Genomic DNA, 14,521 nt, shown 5'->3' with positions numbered 1-14,521 from the left:
CTGAACTCAAGGATAGTTCGGATTCGGCGCAGCGAAGGGCAAGGGCGGGATTTTCCCGGGCGAGGTGCCGCCGGGACGCTCGGAGGCCGCGACTGGCGCGGCGTGAAGGCTGGGATTTATTTAAGCGGGATCGTCATCGCGCTCGACGTCGAGCGGAAACGTGGCGCGCCAGAGTTCGAAACCACCGTCCAGGCTGTAGACGTCGGAGAATCCCTGGTTGGCCAGATAGGCTGCGGCGCTTTGGCTCGAATGGCCGTGGTAGCAGGTGACGATCAGCGGATGGTCGAAGTCGGCGGCGGCGATGAAGTCCGGCAGCGAATGATTGTCCAGATGTGTCGAGCCGCCGATATGGCCACTGGCGTAGCTGTGCGGGTCGCGGATATCGACCACCACGGCGCCGGCGGCGCGCATCTGCTGGGCGGTCTCGGGGGAAATGCGTTTGAAGTCGGTCATGCCGCGGTTCCATGGTCGCAATCGCAGCGCAGGAGTTCTTCGCTGTCGAGGTTCATCAGGGTCATGGCGTTGCCCCAGACGCAGCCGGTGTCCAAGGCGAATACGTTGGGTTCGTCGCAGTTGCCTTCCAGCGCCGCCCAGTGGCCGAAGATCAGCTTGACGTTGCGGGTCTTGCGCTGCGGGTGACTGAACCAGGGCGCGAAGCCTTTCGGTGCGCTGTCCAGGCCTTCTTTGCTTTCCAGCTCCAGCGTGCCGTCGGCTTTGCAGAAACGCATGCGGGTGAAGTAGTTGGTGATCAGGCGTAACCGCGGCACGCCGTGCAGGTCCTTGCTCCACTTGGCGGGCAGGTTGCCGTACATGCCGTCGAGAAACGGCCGCAGCATTGCGTCGTCCTGCAGCGCCAGCTCGACCTCGGCGGCACGCTTGAGCGCCTTTTCCAGCGTCCACTGCGGCGGAATGCCGGCGTGCACCATCGCGGTGTGGCGCTCGGCGTCGTAGTGCAGCAGCTTCTGTCGGCGCAGCCAGTCGATCAGATCGGCGCAGTCGGGGGCGTCGAGGATCGGTCTGAGCGTGTCGGATTTGCGCAGGCGCTCGATGTCATGCGCGATCGCCAGCAGATGCAGGTCATGATTGCCCAGCACGGTGATGGCCGAGCCGTCCAGATCACGCACGAAACGCAGGGCCTCGAGCGATTGCGGGCCGCGATTTACCAGATCGCCCGCCAGCCACAGGCAGTCGCGCGAGGGGCTGAAGTCGACCTGCTCGAGTAGGCATTTGAGGGGTTCGAGGCAACCTTGCAGGTCGCCGACAGCATAGGTGGTCAATGCAGTGCTCCGGGTGCGGCGAGGCGGAACGGCGCGATGGGGGCCGTGAAAGCGTGGCCATCCTCGGCGCGCATCTCGTAGCTGCCCTGCATGCTGCCGACCGGCGTCGCCAGCAGGGTGCCGCTGGTGTAGACGTGCCGCTCGCCGGGAGCAATCAACGGCTGCTCGCCGATGACGCCTGCACCGCGGACTTCCTGCACCTTGCCGTCGCCATCGGTGATGATCCAGTGCCGCGCCAGCAGCTGCGCCGCCACCTCGCCAGTGTTTTCGATCGTTACCGTGTAGGCAAAGGCATAGCGGTTTTGTTCCGGCTCGGACTGCGCGGACAGATAGCGGGGCGTGACGCTGACGTCGATGCGGTAGCGGCGGTCTTCGGTCATGGCGAACTCGACTCGGTAGGCGCGCTGCTAGCTGCGCAGCGCGAGTTGATCGGAGAGGCGGACGAATGCCGCGAGGTCGAGCTGTTCAGGGCGCAGGCCGCCGTCGACCTGCGCAGCCTCGATGGCCTCAGCGTCGAGCAAACCCTTGAGCGTATTACGCAGCGTCTTGCGGCGCTGGTTGAAGGCTTCGCGTACCACCCGCTCGAGCTGGCGGTGGTCGCGTGCTGGATGCGGCAGCGTCTCGTGCGGCACCAGGCGGACGATCGCCGAATCGACCTTGGGCGCCGGGTTGAACGCGCCCGGGCCGACGTTGAACAGATGCTCCACGCGACAGTGGTACTGCACCATGATCGACAGCCGGCCCCAGTCACCGCCACCCGGTTCGGCGGCCAGGCGCTCGACCACTTCCTTCTGCAGCATGAAGTGCATGTCACGGATCAGCCCGGCGTGCTCGAGCAGATGAAAGATCAGCGGGGTGGAGATGTTGTAGGGCAGGTTGCCGACGATACGCAGGCTGGCCGGTTCCTGGCTCAGGCGGGCAAAGTCGAACTTCAGCGCATCGCCCTGATGCAGGGTGAAATTCTCGCGCCCGGCGAATTTGCTCTGCAGGATGGGAATCAGGTCGAGGTCCAGTTCGACCACGTCCAGGTGCGCGCCGCTGTCGAGCAGGCCTTCGGTGAGTGCGCCCTGGCCGGGGCCGATCTCCACCAGCCGTTCACCCGCCTTGGGATGGATGGCGCGCAGGATGCGATGGATGACGCCGGCATCGTGCAGGAAATTCTGGCCGAAGCGCTTGCGTGCGCGGTGTTGGTAGTCGGACATAACGGCAGCTCCAAGCCTCAAGCTGCAAGCGTCAAGCAGGAGCCGAGAGCGGTAAGGCAAAGGCGGGCAGTTTAACAGCGAAAGGCGGTGCCGCTGTAGGCGGTCCGCCCGGTTCGCACGGATTCAGGGGCGCCTGTGAATGTGTAAGTGACATCCCCCTGCAGCGCGCCAGCCTCGGCTCAGCGCGGGCTGGCCATCTGGTAGGCCGTTTCCAGAGCCACCTGCAGGCTGCCGGTATCGATCCGGCCGGTGCCGGCCAAGTCCAGCGCGGTGCCGTGGTCGACCGAGGTGCGCACGATCGGCAGGCCGAGGGTGACATTGACGGCGGCACCGAAGCCCTTGTACTTGAGCACCGGCAGGCCCTGGTCGTGATACATCGCCAGCACCGCGTCGCATTGATCGAGGTGCTTCGGGGTGAACAGCGTATCGGCCGGCAGCGGACCGATCAGGTTCAGCCCTTCGCCGCGCAAGCGTTGCAGCGTCGGTTCGATGATCTCGATTTCCTCGCGGCCCAGGTGCCCGCCCTCGCCAGCGTGCGGGTTGAGCCCGCAGACCAGAATGCGCGGCCGGGTAATGCCGAACTTGCCGACCAGATCGGCATGCAGGATGCGCGCGACGCGGGTCAGCCGCTCGGCCGTGATCGCCGCGGCGACCTCCTTGAGCGGCAGGTGGGTAGTGACCAAAGCCACGCGCAGGCCGCGCGTGGCGAGCATCATGACGACCTGTTCGGTATGGGTCAGCTCGGCGAGAAATTCGGTATGGCCGGAGAAGGCGATACCCGCCTCGTTGATTACGCCCTTGTGCACGGGGGCGGTGATCATCCCGGCGAAGTGACCGTCGAGGCAGCCCCGCCCGGCGCGGGAAAGGGTTTCCAGCACATAGAGGCCATTCCGGGCGTCCAGATGGCCGGCCGTCACCGGCGCGGCGAGTGGAGTATCCCAGACATACAGACTGCCGGCCGGCGCCGGAGCGCTCGGCCAGGCGCCGGGGCCGACATCGAGCAGCGCGATGTCCAGTCCCAATTGCCCCGCGCGTTCGGCCAGCAAGGTGCGGCTGGCGATGGCGATAAGTGCTTGTGGCTGGGCCCGACGCGCCAGCAGCAGGCACAGGTCGGGGCCGATGCCGGCAGGTTCTCCGGGGGTCAGGGCGAAGGGACGCGAAGGGGACATGGGGGCCTCGAAAAAAAACAGTGGCGCAAAAAAAAAGGGTGACGCACCGGTCGGTCCATCACCCTGGGTACTTCCGGCTATCAGCTTAGAGCTTGATTTCCACGTACGCCTCGTCACGGATCTGGCGCAGCCAGGCCTGTAGCTCGTCGTCGTATTTACGGTTGCGCAGCAGATTAAGGGCCTGCTGCTCGCGGAACTCTTCGCTGGTGTCGGTGGCGCGACGCCCCAGAACTTCCAGGATGTGCCAGCCGAAGGGCGACTGGAACACCGGAGACAGCTGGCCGCTGGCGGTATTGGCCATCACTTCACGGAATTCCGGCACCAGAGCGGCCGGATCGATCCAGTTGAGGTCGCCGCCGTTGAGCGCCGAGCCCGGATCCTCCGAGAAATTCTTCGCCAGTTCGGCGAAGTCTTCGCCAGCGACGATGCGCTCGCGCAGACGTTGTACCAACAGGCGCGCCTCGTCGTTGCTGCGGATGGCGCTCGGCTTGATCAGAATGTGGCGAACATGCACCTCGTCGCGCACCTGGGTATCGCCGCCGCGTTTTTCCAGCAGTTTGAGGATGATGAAACCCGGTGGTGTGCGTACCGGACGGGTGAATTCACCCACCGCCAGTTCGCGCACGTCGCTGTCGAACGGCGGTGGCAGCTGGGCGGCCTTGCGCCAGCCCATCTCGCCGCCTTCCAGGGCGTTTTCGCTGGCCGAGCGGGCAACCGCCAGCTGGGCAAAGTTGGCGCCTTGCTGAAGCTGCTCGTAGGTTTCGTTGGCGCGTCGCTCCGCCGCCTGGATGGTGGCCGAATCGGCACCCTCGGGCACCGCGATGAGGATGTTGGCCAGCCGGTACTCTTCGGACAGTTGGAGCTTGCCCAGGTCCGAAGCTAGGAAGTTGCGTACTTCCTGGTCGGAAACCTGTACACGCTCGGCGATCCGCCGTTGCCGCACACGGCTGATGATCATCTCGCGACGTATCTGCTCGCGCGCCGTTTCCAGGCTCAGGCCATCGTTGGCCAAGGCGTTGCGGAACTGCTCGAGGGTCATGTTGTTGCGCTGGGCGATGGTGCCCATCGCCTGGTTGAGCTCTTCGTCGGAGATACGGATGCCCGAGCGCTCGCCGATCTGCAGCTGCAGGTTCTCGGTGATCAGGCGCTCGAGCACCTGCTGACGCAGGACGTCCATCGGCGGCGCATCGGCACCGCGCTTGTCGATGGTCTGCTGGACCTCGCGGATGCGCTGTTCCAGCTGGCTCTGCATGATGACGTCGTTGTCGACGATGGCGACCACGCGATCCAGCGGCTGTACCTCGGCGCTTGCGAGAGGAATCAGTGCAGCGTTGCCCAGCAGCAGGGCGCCCGCCACGAGCGGGCGCAGGTAATCAGAAAGCTTGGTCTTCACGTTCACGGTAGCCTTGAATGCCTTCGTCGAGGAATGTTTCGGTCGCATTGCCGACCACGCCACCCAGTCCCTTGAGCACGATCTGCAGGAAGATACCGGTGTCCGGCTCGTCGTTGAGATCGGGGTTGAGGCTGGTTTCGTCGTAGTCGATCCAGTAGCGGTTGATCAGCCGCAGCTTCCAGCAGCAGCTGTCGTACTCGAAGCCGCCAAAGGCTTCCAGTGTGCGGCTGCGGCTGTAGTCGTGCTGCCAGCGCCCGATGACGCTCCACTGCGGGACCACCGGCCAGATGAACGAGAAGTCATGCTGGTTGATCTTGTAGTAGTCCTTGATGTAGTTCGGCTGGCCGGGTCGTCCATAGTCCCCGCCATAGGTCCATTCGCCGGTCGCCTGATCGAAACGCATGGTGTCGTTGCGATAGCGATAGCCGATATTGACGATCTTGTTCGGGTTGTCCGCCGGCTGGTAGTGCCACATGGCGCTGCCCGAGCGGGTACGCCCCTCGTCCGGATCCCAATTGAACGTCGAAGTGAAGTTCCAGTCGCGGTTATAGCGATACATGTATTCCAGCGCGTATGGCGAAACCGACGACGTTGCGCTGGCGCGCGTGCGGTAATCAATGCCGCGCAACTGGACCTTGCGATCTTCGAAGTAGAACGCCTGGCCGATGCTGAAGCGCTGCCGCTCGAAGCCGTTGGATTCGATCCAGCGGTTGGTCACGCCCAGCGATACCTGATTGGCGTCGCCGATACGGTCACGGCCAGAAAAGCGGTTCTCGCGCCAGAGCGAGGAGTAGCTGAAGCTGCTCTCGCCCGTGTCGAAGATGGGAATATCTGTCTGATCCTCTTCCGGCACATAGAGGTAGAACAGCCGCGGCTCCATTGCCTGCCGGTAGTCCTTGCCGAACCACTGCGTATCGCGATCGAAATACAGGCCGCTGTCGACGCTGAAGATCGGCACGCCGCGATTCTGGTTGCGATCGAATGATTCGTAGGCGCCCAGAGTGCGCTGCCCGGTCGCGTCGAGATCCAGATCGTACTGGGTGTACGCGTATTTCAGCGATGGCTTGACGAAGCCCCAGCTCCAGTCCAGCGGCAGGCTGACGCCCGGTTCCAGATGGATACGTTCGCCTTCGGCACGCGTCAGACCGCGCAAACGATCGTCGTACCAGCGTTCCGGATTGCCGTCTTCGTTGATGAAATTGCCGTCACGCAGGTTGCGCTGGAAGCTGACGAACTCGGTCTTGTAGGCGAAGTTCAGGCCGCCCGGCTGGAACGGCAGGCGTCCATCGAGGGTCAGCTGCGGCAGGCGCTCATAGGGCGTGATGTCGGCCACCGTGGCACGCTCGTAACCGTGGACATTGAGCCTCGCGGTATAGCTGTCGCCGCGCCAGGTCAGGGTACCGCGCTGATCGAGGTGGTCGGGCTGGTCGATATCCAGGTTGGTATCCAGGTCCTGGAAGTAGTACGGATCGCTGAGGTCGGTGTAATCAACCTCGGCGAGCAGGCGAGAATCCAGGCCGCTGCGGTTTTGCCAGCTGTACATCCAGCGCTGGTCTTCGTACTCCGACTGCAGTTTGCGATCGTCGTTGCTGTCGTCGAGGTAGGCGGCGCCGAACTGGCCTTCGCTGCTGCGGGTCAGGTAGCGGAACTCGCCTTCCATCAGCAGGCCGCGGTCGCTCATGTAATGCGGATACAGCGTGGCGTCGAAATTCGGCGCCAGGTTGAAGTAGTAGGGCGTCTGCAGCGACAGGCCGGTATCGCTGGAGGAGCCGATGCTCGGTGCGAGGAAGCCGGACTGGCGGCGGTCGTCGATCGGGAAATATATGTACGGCGTGTAAAACACCGGAACGTCCTTGACCCGCAACGTCACGTTGGTGGCCGAGCCGAAGCCGGTGGCCGGGTTCAGCGTTACGTTGTTGCCCTTCAGGTGCCAGCTGTTTTCGCCTGGTTCGCAGCGGGTATAGGTGCCGTCCTTGAGGCGGATGATCGCGTTCTCTTCGCGCTTGGCGTACAGCGCGCTGCCGCGCACCTTGCCCGAGTGCACGACGTACTCGGCGTTCTCGACCTTGGCTTCACCGTTGTCGAGGAAGATTTCCGCGCGGTCGCCGACCATCAGCGCGTTGCGATCACGCAGGCGAACGTTGCCGTTGAGTTCGCCGCGGTTCTCCAGCTGATAGAGACTGGCTTCATCAGCTTCGGCCTGCATGCTGCCCTGGCGCAATACGACATCGCCGGCCAGGGTGGCGACTTCCTGTTCCTGCTCATAGCGGGTTGCCTTGGCGGAAACGTAGGTGGGCGCTTCGCTCATCGGCGTGTCGTCGAGCTTGCCCGGACGGTCGGGTTCGACGTAGGTGCCGGCGCAGTAGGGGCCGGTTTCGGCAAGCTGGGCGGCCGTCAGCTGATCGCGCGGCACCCAGTCCAGATGGCTGTAGTCGGCACTGCGCGAGGCCAGGGCACGGCCCTTGCTCTCCGTCACCAGTTTGGCGCTGGTGTCTGCCTTGCCATCGCTGGCAGCGATCGCCGCGGTGCTATCGGTCGTGGCCTGATTCGGCCGGGGCGGCAGTTTGGCGGTCGGGGTGCTGCTGGCGCACGACCAGCCGCCACCGGCGCTGGGTTGGCAGGCGAACTGCTCGGCAGCCAGCAGCATCGGAGCGGTCATCGGCTGCATCGCCAACAGACCGCCAGTCATCAGAAGAGGGAATTTTCTACGAAACGCGGGATATTTGACTGCCATCTTGTTCTGGGGTCCGTGCTTGCGGCGAGCCATCGTCCGGCTGAGCCGCACGCCTCTCGATGGGCTGAGAAAGATGCCGGATAATAAAGCATGACCCGCCTATCGGCTAGCGCCGTGGAGACCGCCCGATGCCTCACCAAGATCACCGCCTGCAGGACGTTCGCGCCTGGCTGGAGCAAGAACTGCCTGCCCTGTTTGCCGCCAACGGCTGGGGTGACGTGCCGGTTGCGCAGCTGACCGCAGCCAGCAGCGACGCAAGCTTTCGCCGCTATTTCCGCTGGGAGGGCGATGGCCGCAGCCTGATCGTCATGGATGCGCCGCCGCCGCAGGAAGACTGCCGGCCCTTCGTCAAGATCGCCGGTCTGCTGGCGGCGGCCGGCGTGCATGTACCGCAGGTGCTGGCGGCGGATCTCGAGCGCGGCTTCCTGCTGTTGAGCGATCTCGGTCGGCAGACCTACCTGGACGTGATCAATGCGGATAACGCCGATCAGCTGTTCGCCGACGCCATCGACGCGCTGCTGACCTTTCAGCGACAGCCGCTGCAGGTGCCGCTGCCGCTGTACGACGAGGCGCTGCTGCGGCGCGAGCTGCAGTTGTTCCCCGAGTGGTACGTGCAGCGTCATCTCGGTTGCACCTTCGACAATGCGCAGCAGGACGCCTGGGAGCGCATCTGTCGCACGCTGATCGACTCGGCGCTGGCACAGCCGCGGGTGCTGGTGCATCGCGACTACATGCCGCGCAACCTGATGCTCAGCGAGCCGAATCCGGGCGTGCTGGATTTCCAGGACGCGGTGCTCGGCCCGGTGAGCTACGACATCACCTCGCTGTTCAAGGACGCCTTCGTCAGCTGGCCGGAAGCGCGCGTGCAGGGTTGGCTGCGGGATTACTGGCAGAAGGCACGCGACGCCGGAATCGCCGTGCCCGACAGCTTCGAGGAACTGCAGCGCGCCAGCGACCTGATGGGCGTGCAGCGTCACCTCAAGGTGATCGGCATTTTCGCGCGCATCTGTCATCGCGACGGCAAGCCGCGCTACCTGGCCGACGTGCCGCGCTTCTTCGCCTACATCGAGACGGTGCTGGCACGGCGCCCGGAGCTGGCCGAGCTGGCCACGCTGCTGCGCAGCCTGCCAGCGGAGCCGCATCCATGAAGGCGATGATCCTCGCCGCCGGCAAGGGCGAGCGCCTGCGGCCGCTGACACTGCATACGCCCAAACCGCTGGTGCGAGCCGCCGGTGTGCCGTTGATCGAATACCACGTGCGGGCGCTGGCGCAGGCGGGATTCGCCGAGCTGGTGGTCAACCATGCCTGGCTCGGCCAGCAGATCGAGGATTACCTGGCCGATGGCGCGCGTTTCGGTGTGCGCATTCGCTATTCGGCCGAAGGCGAGCCGCTGGAGACGGGCGGCGGCATCCAGCGTGCGCTGCCGTTGCTTGGCGAGCAGCCGTTCGTGGTGGTCAATGGCGATATCTGGACCGACTTCGATTTCACTGCGCTGCGCCAGCCGCTCAGCGGTCTTGCGCATCTGGTACTGGTGGACAATCCGGCGCATCACCCGCAGGGCGATTTCTGTCTGCTCGATGGTCGGGTGAGCGAGGGCGGTGCCGCCTCGAAGCTGACTTACAGCGGTATGGCCGTGCTGCATCCGGCACTGTTTCGCGAGTGCACGGCCGGCGCCTTCAAGCTGGCCCCGTTGCTGCGTCAGGCGATGGCGAGCGGACAGGTGACGGGCGAGCATTACCGCGGGCGCTGGGTGGATGTCGGCACCCATGAGCGGCTGGCCGAAGTCGAGCACCTGCTCGGGGCATGCTGCTGATGGTCTGGCCGCTCACGGCGCTGGGAGCGCTGATCGGCTGGCTGCTGGCGAGCATTCCCGGCGCGCTGCTCGGCGGATTGCTCGGCCAGATGCTGGATCGCCGCTTCGGCTGGACGTCGTGGGCGGGGCTGCGTGAACGGCTGGCGAGCCGCGACGAGATGCGCGGCAACGAGCTGCTGTTCTTTTTGCTCGGGCGTCTGGCCAAGAGCGGCGGGCGCGTCAGCGAGGCGCACATACAGGCGGCACGGACGGAGATGCGTCGTCTGCGTCTGGACGGTGCGGCCCAGCGCGCGGCGATCGAGGCGTTCTATCGCGGCAAGGCCAGCGACGTGGCCTTGCGTGCTCCGCTCGCCCGCCTGCGCCAGCGACGCGAGGAGGCGGCACGCTTGCTGGAAGCCTGCTGGCGCATGGCGCGGGCCAACGGACAGATGGGCACGCGCGAGCACGAGCTGATCCTCCTCTGGGGCAAGTGGATGGGCTGGGACGGCGCCGCCGTAGCGGCACTCGATCACGCTGCGGCACGCGGTCAGGAAGCGCCGATGAGCCGGGCGGGTGCTTACGAACAGGCGCTGCGTCTGCTCGGCGTGCGCCACGATGCCGATCCGGCGACGATCAAGCGCGCCTATCGGCGCCTGCTCAGCAAGCATCATCCGGACAAACAGGCTGGCGCTGGCGCCAGTCCGGCCGCGGTGCGCGAGGCCACCGAGCGCACGCGCGAATTGCATAGCGCCTACACGCTGATCCGCGAGCGTCGCGGTTTCCGCTGATTGCCCCTCAGCGCGGCGGCTGACGATCCAGCCAGCCGCGTATGCGGCGCACCAGTTGTTCTTGCGCGCCGTCGCGATCGGCCGCCAGCGCCGGCAGGGCGACCTGACGATAGTCCGGATGGTCGGCGCGCCGCGCCGCGTTGCGGCGTTGCAGCGCCTGCCGCTGCGCCGCCGGCCGCTCATCGGTATGGAAGTCGCCTACCGCGACGGGTAATGCCGCCAGCGTGTCCTCCAGTGATTGCTCGGCCGGCGCCGGTCGTCGCGGATCGATCACGATGAGCTGGCGGATGTCCTTGGGTGAATCCTGCGCCAGGTACCGACTCGCCCAGTAGGCCCCCGTGCCGTGACCGACGAGCACGATCTCCGCCGGCTTCGCGGACCGTACATGCTCGACCGCGGCGGCGAGGCGCGCCTGCATGCGCTCGACGTTCGCAGGCGCGGCGTCCTCTTGCGGCGGCGTGGGCTCCGCGGACGGCTCGTCATCGGCGGGGGCGGTCTGCTCGGGCAGATAGCCGGCGTCGGCGGGCTGTGGCGAGGCATCGGCATCGATGTCCTCGACTGCCTCGTCCTTGGCCGGCGCAGAGGGGGCTGCTTGCGCGGGCGTCGTCAGGCGCGCCAGCGGATCCGCCATCGCATCGGTGGGCGTAAGGCTCAGGGTATGCCAGCCATGTTCGGGGAGCGTTCGGCGCAGCGGCGCGACGACACGTGGCCAGTCCGCAGTTTCGCCTTCGCTCGGCACGATGATCAGCACCCCGCGCGGCTTGGGCGTATTCGCTGGTTGCCAGAGCGCGAGAAAGACGTCTTCGCTGCCGAGCTGCAGTTGCGCGGCTTGGTCGAGCTGTCGGCGCAAGCCTTCGGCCTGAGCGGCGCTGCGCGGCTGCACGGCTGATCGTGGCGTGGCCGGGGCTTCGTCCGCCGGTTTCTGCTGTGGCGGCTGCGGCTCTTGCGCAGGGCTGATCCGTGGCGCAACGCCACCAATGGCAAGGCCGAGCACCAGCGCGAAAGCAGGCACGCGACGCATGGAGTGTCTCCCGTATCGAGGCCGGAGCCATGCTGGCGCCGGCAGGGTTTATGCATTACAACAGCGTGTCGGCACGCCCATCGATTGCGTGAATATATGCTTGCTTCCACCCTGCGCCGCCTCGTTCTGTTCGTGCTGCTTTTGCCCTTCGCCGCGCATGCCGCGCCGCAGGACGAGGGCGCGCGAGCCTGGCTGGATGGTCAGCGCGAGTGGCGCGTCGGGGTGGTGATGGGCGCGCCCTATGCGGAGTATGACCAGCGTCAACGGCGCCTGTCAGGCTTCCATGTGCAGCTGATGGAGCAGATCGCCGCACAGTTGGGTGTGCGGCTGCATTGGCGCCGCTTCGACGATGAGGCCGCGCTCGAGAACGCCGCCCGTGACGGACTGATCGACGTGGCGCCCGGTCTGCGGCAGACACCGGTCGGCCTGCGGCTGTGGCGCTACAGCGACCCGTTTCTGCGCATTGCACGCCTGCTCGTCGGCGACCGCGACGGCCCGCGCGCCATCGACCTCGAGCTGCTGCACCCCAGCGAGCTGATCGCCGCCGAGGGGCCGGGCTCGGTCACCGAATTTCTTGCCGCCAACTACCCCAACATCACCGTGCTGACTGCGGCCAGCCAGGCCGATGCGCTGCGTCAGGTGCTGGAAGCCAAGGCCAGCTACGCGGTCGTTGACGAGCCGCTGTTCGGCCGCCTGTCGCAGCAGATCGAGTACGCGCCATTGGCGGTGGTCGGCGATCTGGGTAGCCCGCAACTGCTGCGCATCGCCTCGCGGCGCGACAGTCCCGCGCTTGCCGCGCTGCTCGACAGCGCCATACGCGAGTTCCCGGCGCGGGAGTTCGCCCAGCTGCAGGAGCAGTGGCTCAAGCCGCGCAGCATCGACCTCGGCCGCGAGCTTGGCTACTGGCGCAGCCTCAGCCTGCTGCTCGGTGTGTTGCTGCTGATCTGCCTGCTGATGTTCGGTTGGCAGCGCCATCAACACGGCCTGCTGGAAACCCGGTTGAAGGCCGCGCGGCGTGACATCGAGCTGCGCGAGGCCGCCGAGGAGTCGCAGCGGCTCACGCAGTTCTGCCTGGATCACAGCACCGTCGGTATCCTCTGGCTGAACTGGGACAGTCGCGTGCGCTACGCCAACCAGGCGGCCGAGTCGCTGCTCGGCTATGCCCGCGGCGAATTGCTGGACTGCCCGCTGGATGCGCTCGATCCAGCGCTACAGATGGATGCCTGGCTCGAGCGCTGGCGCGCCGCACGCACCGGCGAAAACGACCGCGAAGTGCATGAGTGCGAATGGCAGCGCGCCGACGGCCAGCGTTTTCCCGCGGCGATCACCTACAGCTTCCTGCGCTTCGGCAGCCGCGAGTATCTGGTGGTGTTTCTCGCCGATATCACCGAACGCCGTCGCGCAAGTGCGCAACTGCAGGAGAGCGAGGCGCGGCTCAAGGCCATGGCCGGCAACGTGCCGGGGCTGGTGTTCCGCCTGGAGCGCGAGACGCCGCAGGGGGCGGTGCGCATTGCGTATATCAGCGAGGCCAGTCAGCGCCTGGTGGGCTATTCCGCCGAGCGCCTGCTGGAGCCGGAGCGGGGTATTCGCAGTCTGGTGCACGCCGACGACGAGGCCGACTACTGGGCCAGCCAGCAGCTGGCGCTGGAGCAGGGTAAGGACTGGCGCTGGCAGGGGCGCATCCTCAACCGCGACGGCGAAGTGCGCTGGGCCGACATTCGCGCCTCCGTACGTGGCCAGGCCGATGGCCGTCAGGTGTGGGACGGCATCGTCTGGGACATTACCGACAACAAGCGCATCGAGCTGGAACTGGCGGCCTCGCGCGTGCAGCTGCGTGAGCTGGCCGCGCACCTGGAGACGGTGCGCGAGGAAGAGAAGGCGCACATCGCCCGCGAAGTGCACGACGAGCTGGGCCAGGTGCTGACCGTGCTCAAGCTGGAAATCTCGATGTGCGAGCTCGGTTTCGCCGGCCTCGATCCGGCCTTGGCGCAACGCCTGCAGAGTATGAAACGGCTGATCGCCCAGCTGTTCCAGCGTGTGCGCGACGTCGCCACCGCGCTGCGCCCGCCGATTCTCGACGCCGGCCTCGCTTCGGCAGTGGAATGGCAGGGGCGACGTTTCGAGGAACGCAGCGGCGTGGCCTGTCTGGTCGAGGTGCCGGAATGTCCGCTGCCGCTGGGCAATGCCAAGGCCATCGGCCTGTTTCGCATTCTGCAGGAGTCGCTGACCAACGTGATGCGCCATGCCCAGGCGCAGACGGTCAGCGTGCAGCTGACGGTCGAGGGCGACATGCTCTGTCTGCGCGTCGGCGACGACGGCTGTGGTTTCGCCGAGACGGCCCGCGGACCGGGTAGCTCGTTCGGCCTGGTCGGCATGCGCGAACGGGTGCAGATGCTCGGCGGCCAGCTCAGCATCGACAGCCAGCCCGGCCGGGGCACCACCATCACCGCGCGGGTGCCGCTGGACCCCGCGCCCCTTTCAACAGCCGCCAGCACGGGAGCACTGTCGTCATGATCAGAGTCATGGTCGCCGAGGATCACACCATCGTCCGCGAGGGAATCAAGCAGCTGATCGGCATGGCCCAGGACATGCAGGTGGTCGGCGAGGCCGCCAACGGCCAGCAGCTGCTCGACCAGCTGCGGCAGGTCAGCTGCGACGTGGTGCTGCTGGATATCTCCATGCCGGGCGTCAACGGTCTCGAGGCGATCCCGCGGATTCGCGCGCTGAACCAGCCGCCCGCGGTGCTGGTGCTGTCGATGCATGACGAAGCGCAGATGGCCGCGCGGGCACTGAAGATCGGCGCGGCCGGCTACGCGACCAAGGACAGCGAACCGGCGCTGCTGCTCACCGCGTTGCGCAAGGTCGCCGCGGGCGGGCGCTACATCGACCCGGCGCTGGCCGACCGCATGGTCTTCGAGGTCGGTCTGACCGATTCGCGGCCGCCGCATGCGCTGCTTTCGGAACGCGAATATTCGGTGTTCGAACGGCTGGTGCAGGGCGATTCGGTGAACGACATCGCCGGCAAGCTGGCCCTGAGCAGCAAGACCATCAGCACCCACAAGGCGCGCCTGATGCAGAAACTGGCGGCACATTCGGTGGCCGACCTGGTGCGCTACGCCCTGGAACACAAGCTGGTCTGAGCACC

13 protein-coding genes are annotated in these 14,521 nt (G+C 66.1%); 5 read left to right on the top strand and 8 right to left on the bottom strand.

Annotated elements, in window-relative coordinates; translation table 11 throughout:
• Positions 1–120: 120 nt before the first annotated feature.
• The 7 genes from glpE to NAV27_RS09960 all read right to left on the bottom strand — a co-directional run bounded on the left by glpE (position 121) and on the right by NAV27_RS09960 (position 7,775).
• Complete coding sequence (gene glpE, locus NAV27_RS09990) at positions 121–453, bottom strand: thiosulfate sulfurtransferase GlpE (RefSeq protein WP_102828982.1); 333 nt, start codon at positions 451–453, stop codon at positions 121–123.
• A complete protein-coding gene (locus NAV27_RS09985; RefSeq protein ID WP_008568269.1) occupies positions 450–1,277 on the bottom strand; it encodes a symmetrical bis(5'-nucleosyl)-tetraphosphatase in 828 nt (275 codons plus the stop codon). Before NAV27_RS09985 ends, glpE begins: the two co-directional genes overlap by 4 nt.
• The gene (gene apaG, locus NAV27_RS09980; RefSeq protein WP_102828981.1) at positions 1,274–1,657 is read right to left on the bottom strand and encodes a Co2+/Mg2+ efflux facilitator ApaG/CorD; all 384 of its coding nucleotides are present in this window, start codon (positions 1,655–1,657) and stop codon (positions 1,274–1,276) included. The genes NAV27_RS09985 and apaG overlap by 4 nt, the downstream gene beginning before the upstream one ends.
• Before the next feature lie 27 nt (positions 1,658–1,684).
• The gene (rsmA, locus tag NAV27_RS09975) at positions 1,685–2,479 is read right to left on the bottom strand and encodes a 16S rRNA (adenine(1518)-N(6)/adenine(1519)-N(6))-dimethyltransferase RsmA (RefSeq protein WP_102828980.1); all 795 of its coding nucleotides are present in this window, start codon (positions 2,477–2,479) and stop codon (positions 1,685–1,687) included.
• A 179-nt stretch (positions 2,480–2,658) separates the two neighbouring features.
• Entirely contained in the window at positions 2,659–3,648 is a 990-nt protein-coding gene (pdxA, locus tag NAV27_RS09970) for a 4-hydroxythreonine-4-phosphate dehydrogenase PdxA (RefSeq protein ID WP_102828979.1), read from the bottom strand.
• A gap of 85 nt (positions 3,649–3,733) precedes the next feature.
• Positions 3,734–5,041: a peptidylprolyl isomerase gene (locus tag NAV27_RS09965; protein ID WP_054094502.1), complete on the bottom strand. Its 1,308-nt coding sequence runs from the start codon at positions 5,039–5,041 to the stop codon at positions 3,734–3,736.
• Complete coding sequence (locus tag NAV27_RS09960) at positions 5,022–7,775, bottom strand: LPS-assembly protein LptD (RefSeq protein WP_102829184.1); 2,754 nt, start codon at positions 7,773–7,775, stop codon at positions 5,022–5,024. The genes NAV27_RS09965 and NAV27_RS09960 overlap by 20 nt, the downstream gene beginning before the upstream one ends.
• A 128-nt stretch (positions 7,776–7,903) precedes the next feature.
• On the opposite strand from NAV27_RS09960, the gene NAV27_RS09955 reads away from it, so the two are divergent.
• The 3 genes from NAV27_RS09955 to NAV27_RS09945 are packed head-to-tail and all read left to right on the top strand — an operon-like array spanning position 7,904 to position 10,355.
• On the top strand, positions 7,904–8,923 hold the full coding sequence (locus NAV27_RS09955; protein WP_102828978.1) for an aminoglycoside phosphotransferase family protein: 1,020 nt from the start codon (positions 7,904–7,906) through the stop codon (positions 8,921–8,923).
• Positions 8,920–9,588: an N-acetylmuramate alpha-1-phosphate uridylyltransferase MurU gene (murU, locus tag NAV27_RS09950; RefSeq protein WP_102828977.1), complete on the top strand. Its 669-nt coding sequence runs from the start codon at positions 8,920–8,922 to the stop codon at positions 9,586–9,588. The genes NAV27_RS09955 and murU overlap by 4 nt, the downstream gene beginning before the upstream one ends.
• A complete protein-coding gene (locus tag NAV27_RS09945) occupies positions 9,588–10,355 on the top strand; it encodes a DnaJ domain-containing protein (protein ID WP_043298901.1) in 768 nt (255 codons plus the stop codon). The genes murU and NAV27_RS09945 overlap by 1 nt, the downstream gene beginning before the upstream one ends.
• 7 nt (positions 10,356–10,362) lie before the next feature.
• Here NAV27_RS09945 and NAV27_RS09940 read toward each other — a convergent pair whose 3' ends face one another.
• Complete coding sequence (locus NAV27_RS09940) at positions 10,363–11,376, bottom strand: DUF3530 family protein (RefSeq protein ID WP_043298903.1); 1,014 nt, start codon at positions 11,374–11,376, stop codon at positions 10,363–10,365.
• A gap of 96 nt (positions 11,377–11,472) precedes the next feature.
• Between NAV27_RS09940 and NAV27_RS09935 the strand changes: the two genes are divergently transcribed.
• Positions 11,473–13,890 carry a PAS domain-containing sensor histidine kinase gene (locus tag NAV27_RS09935; RefSeq protein WP_102828976.1) on the top strand — a complete coding sequence of 806 codons (2,418 nt, stop codon included), beginning with the start codon at positions 11,473–11,475 and terminating at the stop codon, positions 13,888–13,890.
• A complete protein-coding gene (locus NAV27_RS09930; RefSeq protein WP_102828975.1) occupies positions 13,887–14,516 on the top strand; it encodes a response regulator in 630 nt (209 codons plus the stop codon). Before NAV27_RS09935 ends, NAV27_RS09930 begins: the two co-directional genes overlap by 4 nt.
• The last annotated feature ends 5 nt before the right edge of the window (positions 14,517–14,521 follow it).

The organism is Stutzerimonas degradans (assembly GCF_024448505.1).
In the GTDB taxonomy this organism is placed as follows: Bacteria; Pseudomonadota; Gammaproteobacteria; order Pseudomonadales; family Pseudomonadaceae; genus Stutzerimonas; species Stutzerimonas degradans.
Note: the sequence above shows the minus strand (reverse complement) of the source record. Positions and strands in the feature narration are given on the sequence as shown.

Bases quoted from the DNA above. Each gene is read 5' to 3' on its own strand.
- glpE (WP_102828982.1), bottom strand. From the start codon at position 453: ATGACCGACTTCAAACGCATTTCCCCCGAGACCGCCCAGCAGATGCGC.
- apaG (WP_102828981.1), bottom strand. From the start codon at position 1,657: ATGACCGAAGACCGCCGCTACCGCATCGACGTCAGCGTCACGCCCCGC.
- rsmA (WP_102828980.1), bottom strand. From the start codon at position 2,479: ATGTCCGACTACCAACACCGCGCACGCAAGCGCTTCGGCCAGAATTTC.
- pdxA (WP_102828979.1), bottom strand. From the start codon at position 3,648: ATGTCCCCTTCGCGTCCCTTCGCCCTGACCCCCGGAGAACCTGCCGGC.
- NAV27_RS09960 (WP_102829184.1), bottom strand. From the start codon at position 7,775: ATGGCAGTCAAATATCCCGCGTTTCGTAGAAAATTCCCTCTTCTGATG.
- NAV27_RS09955 (WP_102828978.1), top strand. From the start codon at position 7,904: ATGCCTCACCAAGATCACCGCCTGCAGGACGTTCGCGCCTGGCTGGAG.
- murU (WP_102828977.1), top strand. From the start codon at position 8,920: ATGAAGGCGATGATCCTCGCCGCCGGCAAGGGCGAGCGCCTGCGGCCG.
- NAV27_RS09945 (WP_043298901.1), top strand. From the start codon at position 9,588: ATGGTCTGGCCGCTCACGGCGCTGGGAGCGCTGATCGGCTGGCTGCTG.
- NAV27_RS09940 (WP_043298903.1), bottom strand. From the start codon at position 11,376: ATGCGTCGCGTGCCTGCTTTCGCGCTGGTGCTCGGCCTTGCCATTGGT.
- NAV27_RS09935 (WP_102828976.1), top strand. From the start codon at position 11,473: ATGCTTGCTTCCACCCTGCGCCGCCTCGTTCTGTTCGTGCTGCTTTTG.
- NAV27_RS09930 (WP_102828975.1), top strand. From the start codon at position 13,887: ATGATCAGAGTCATGGTCGCCGAGGATCACACCATCGTCCGCGAGGGA.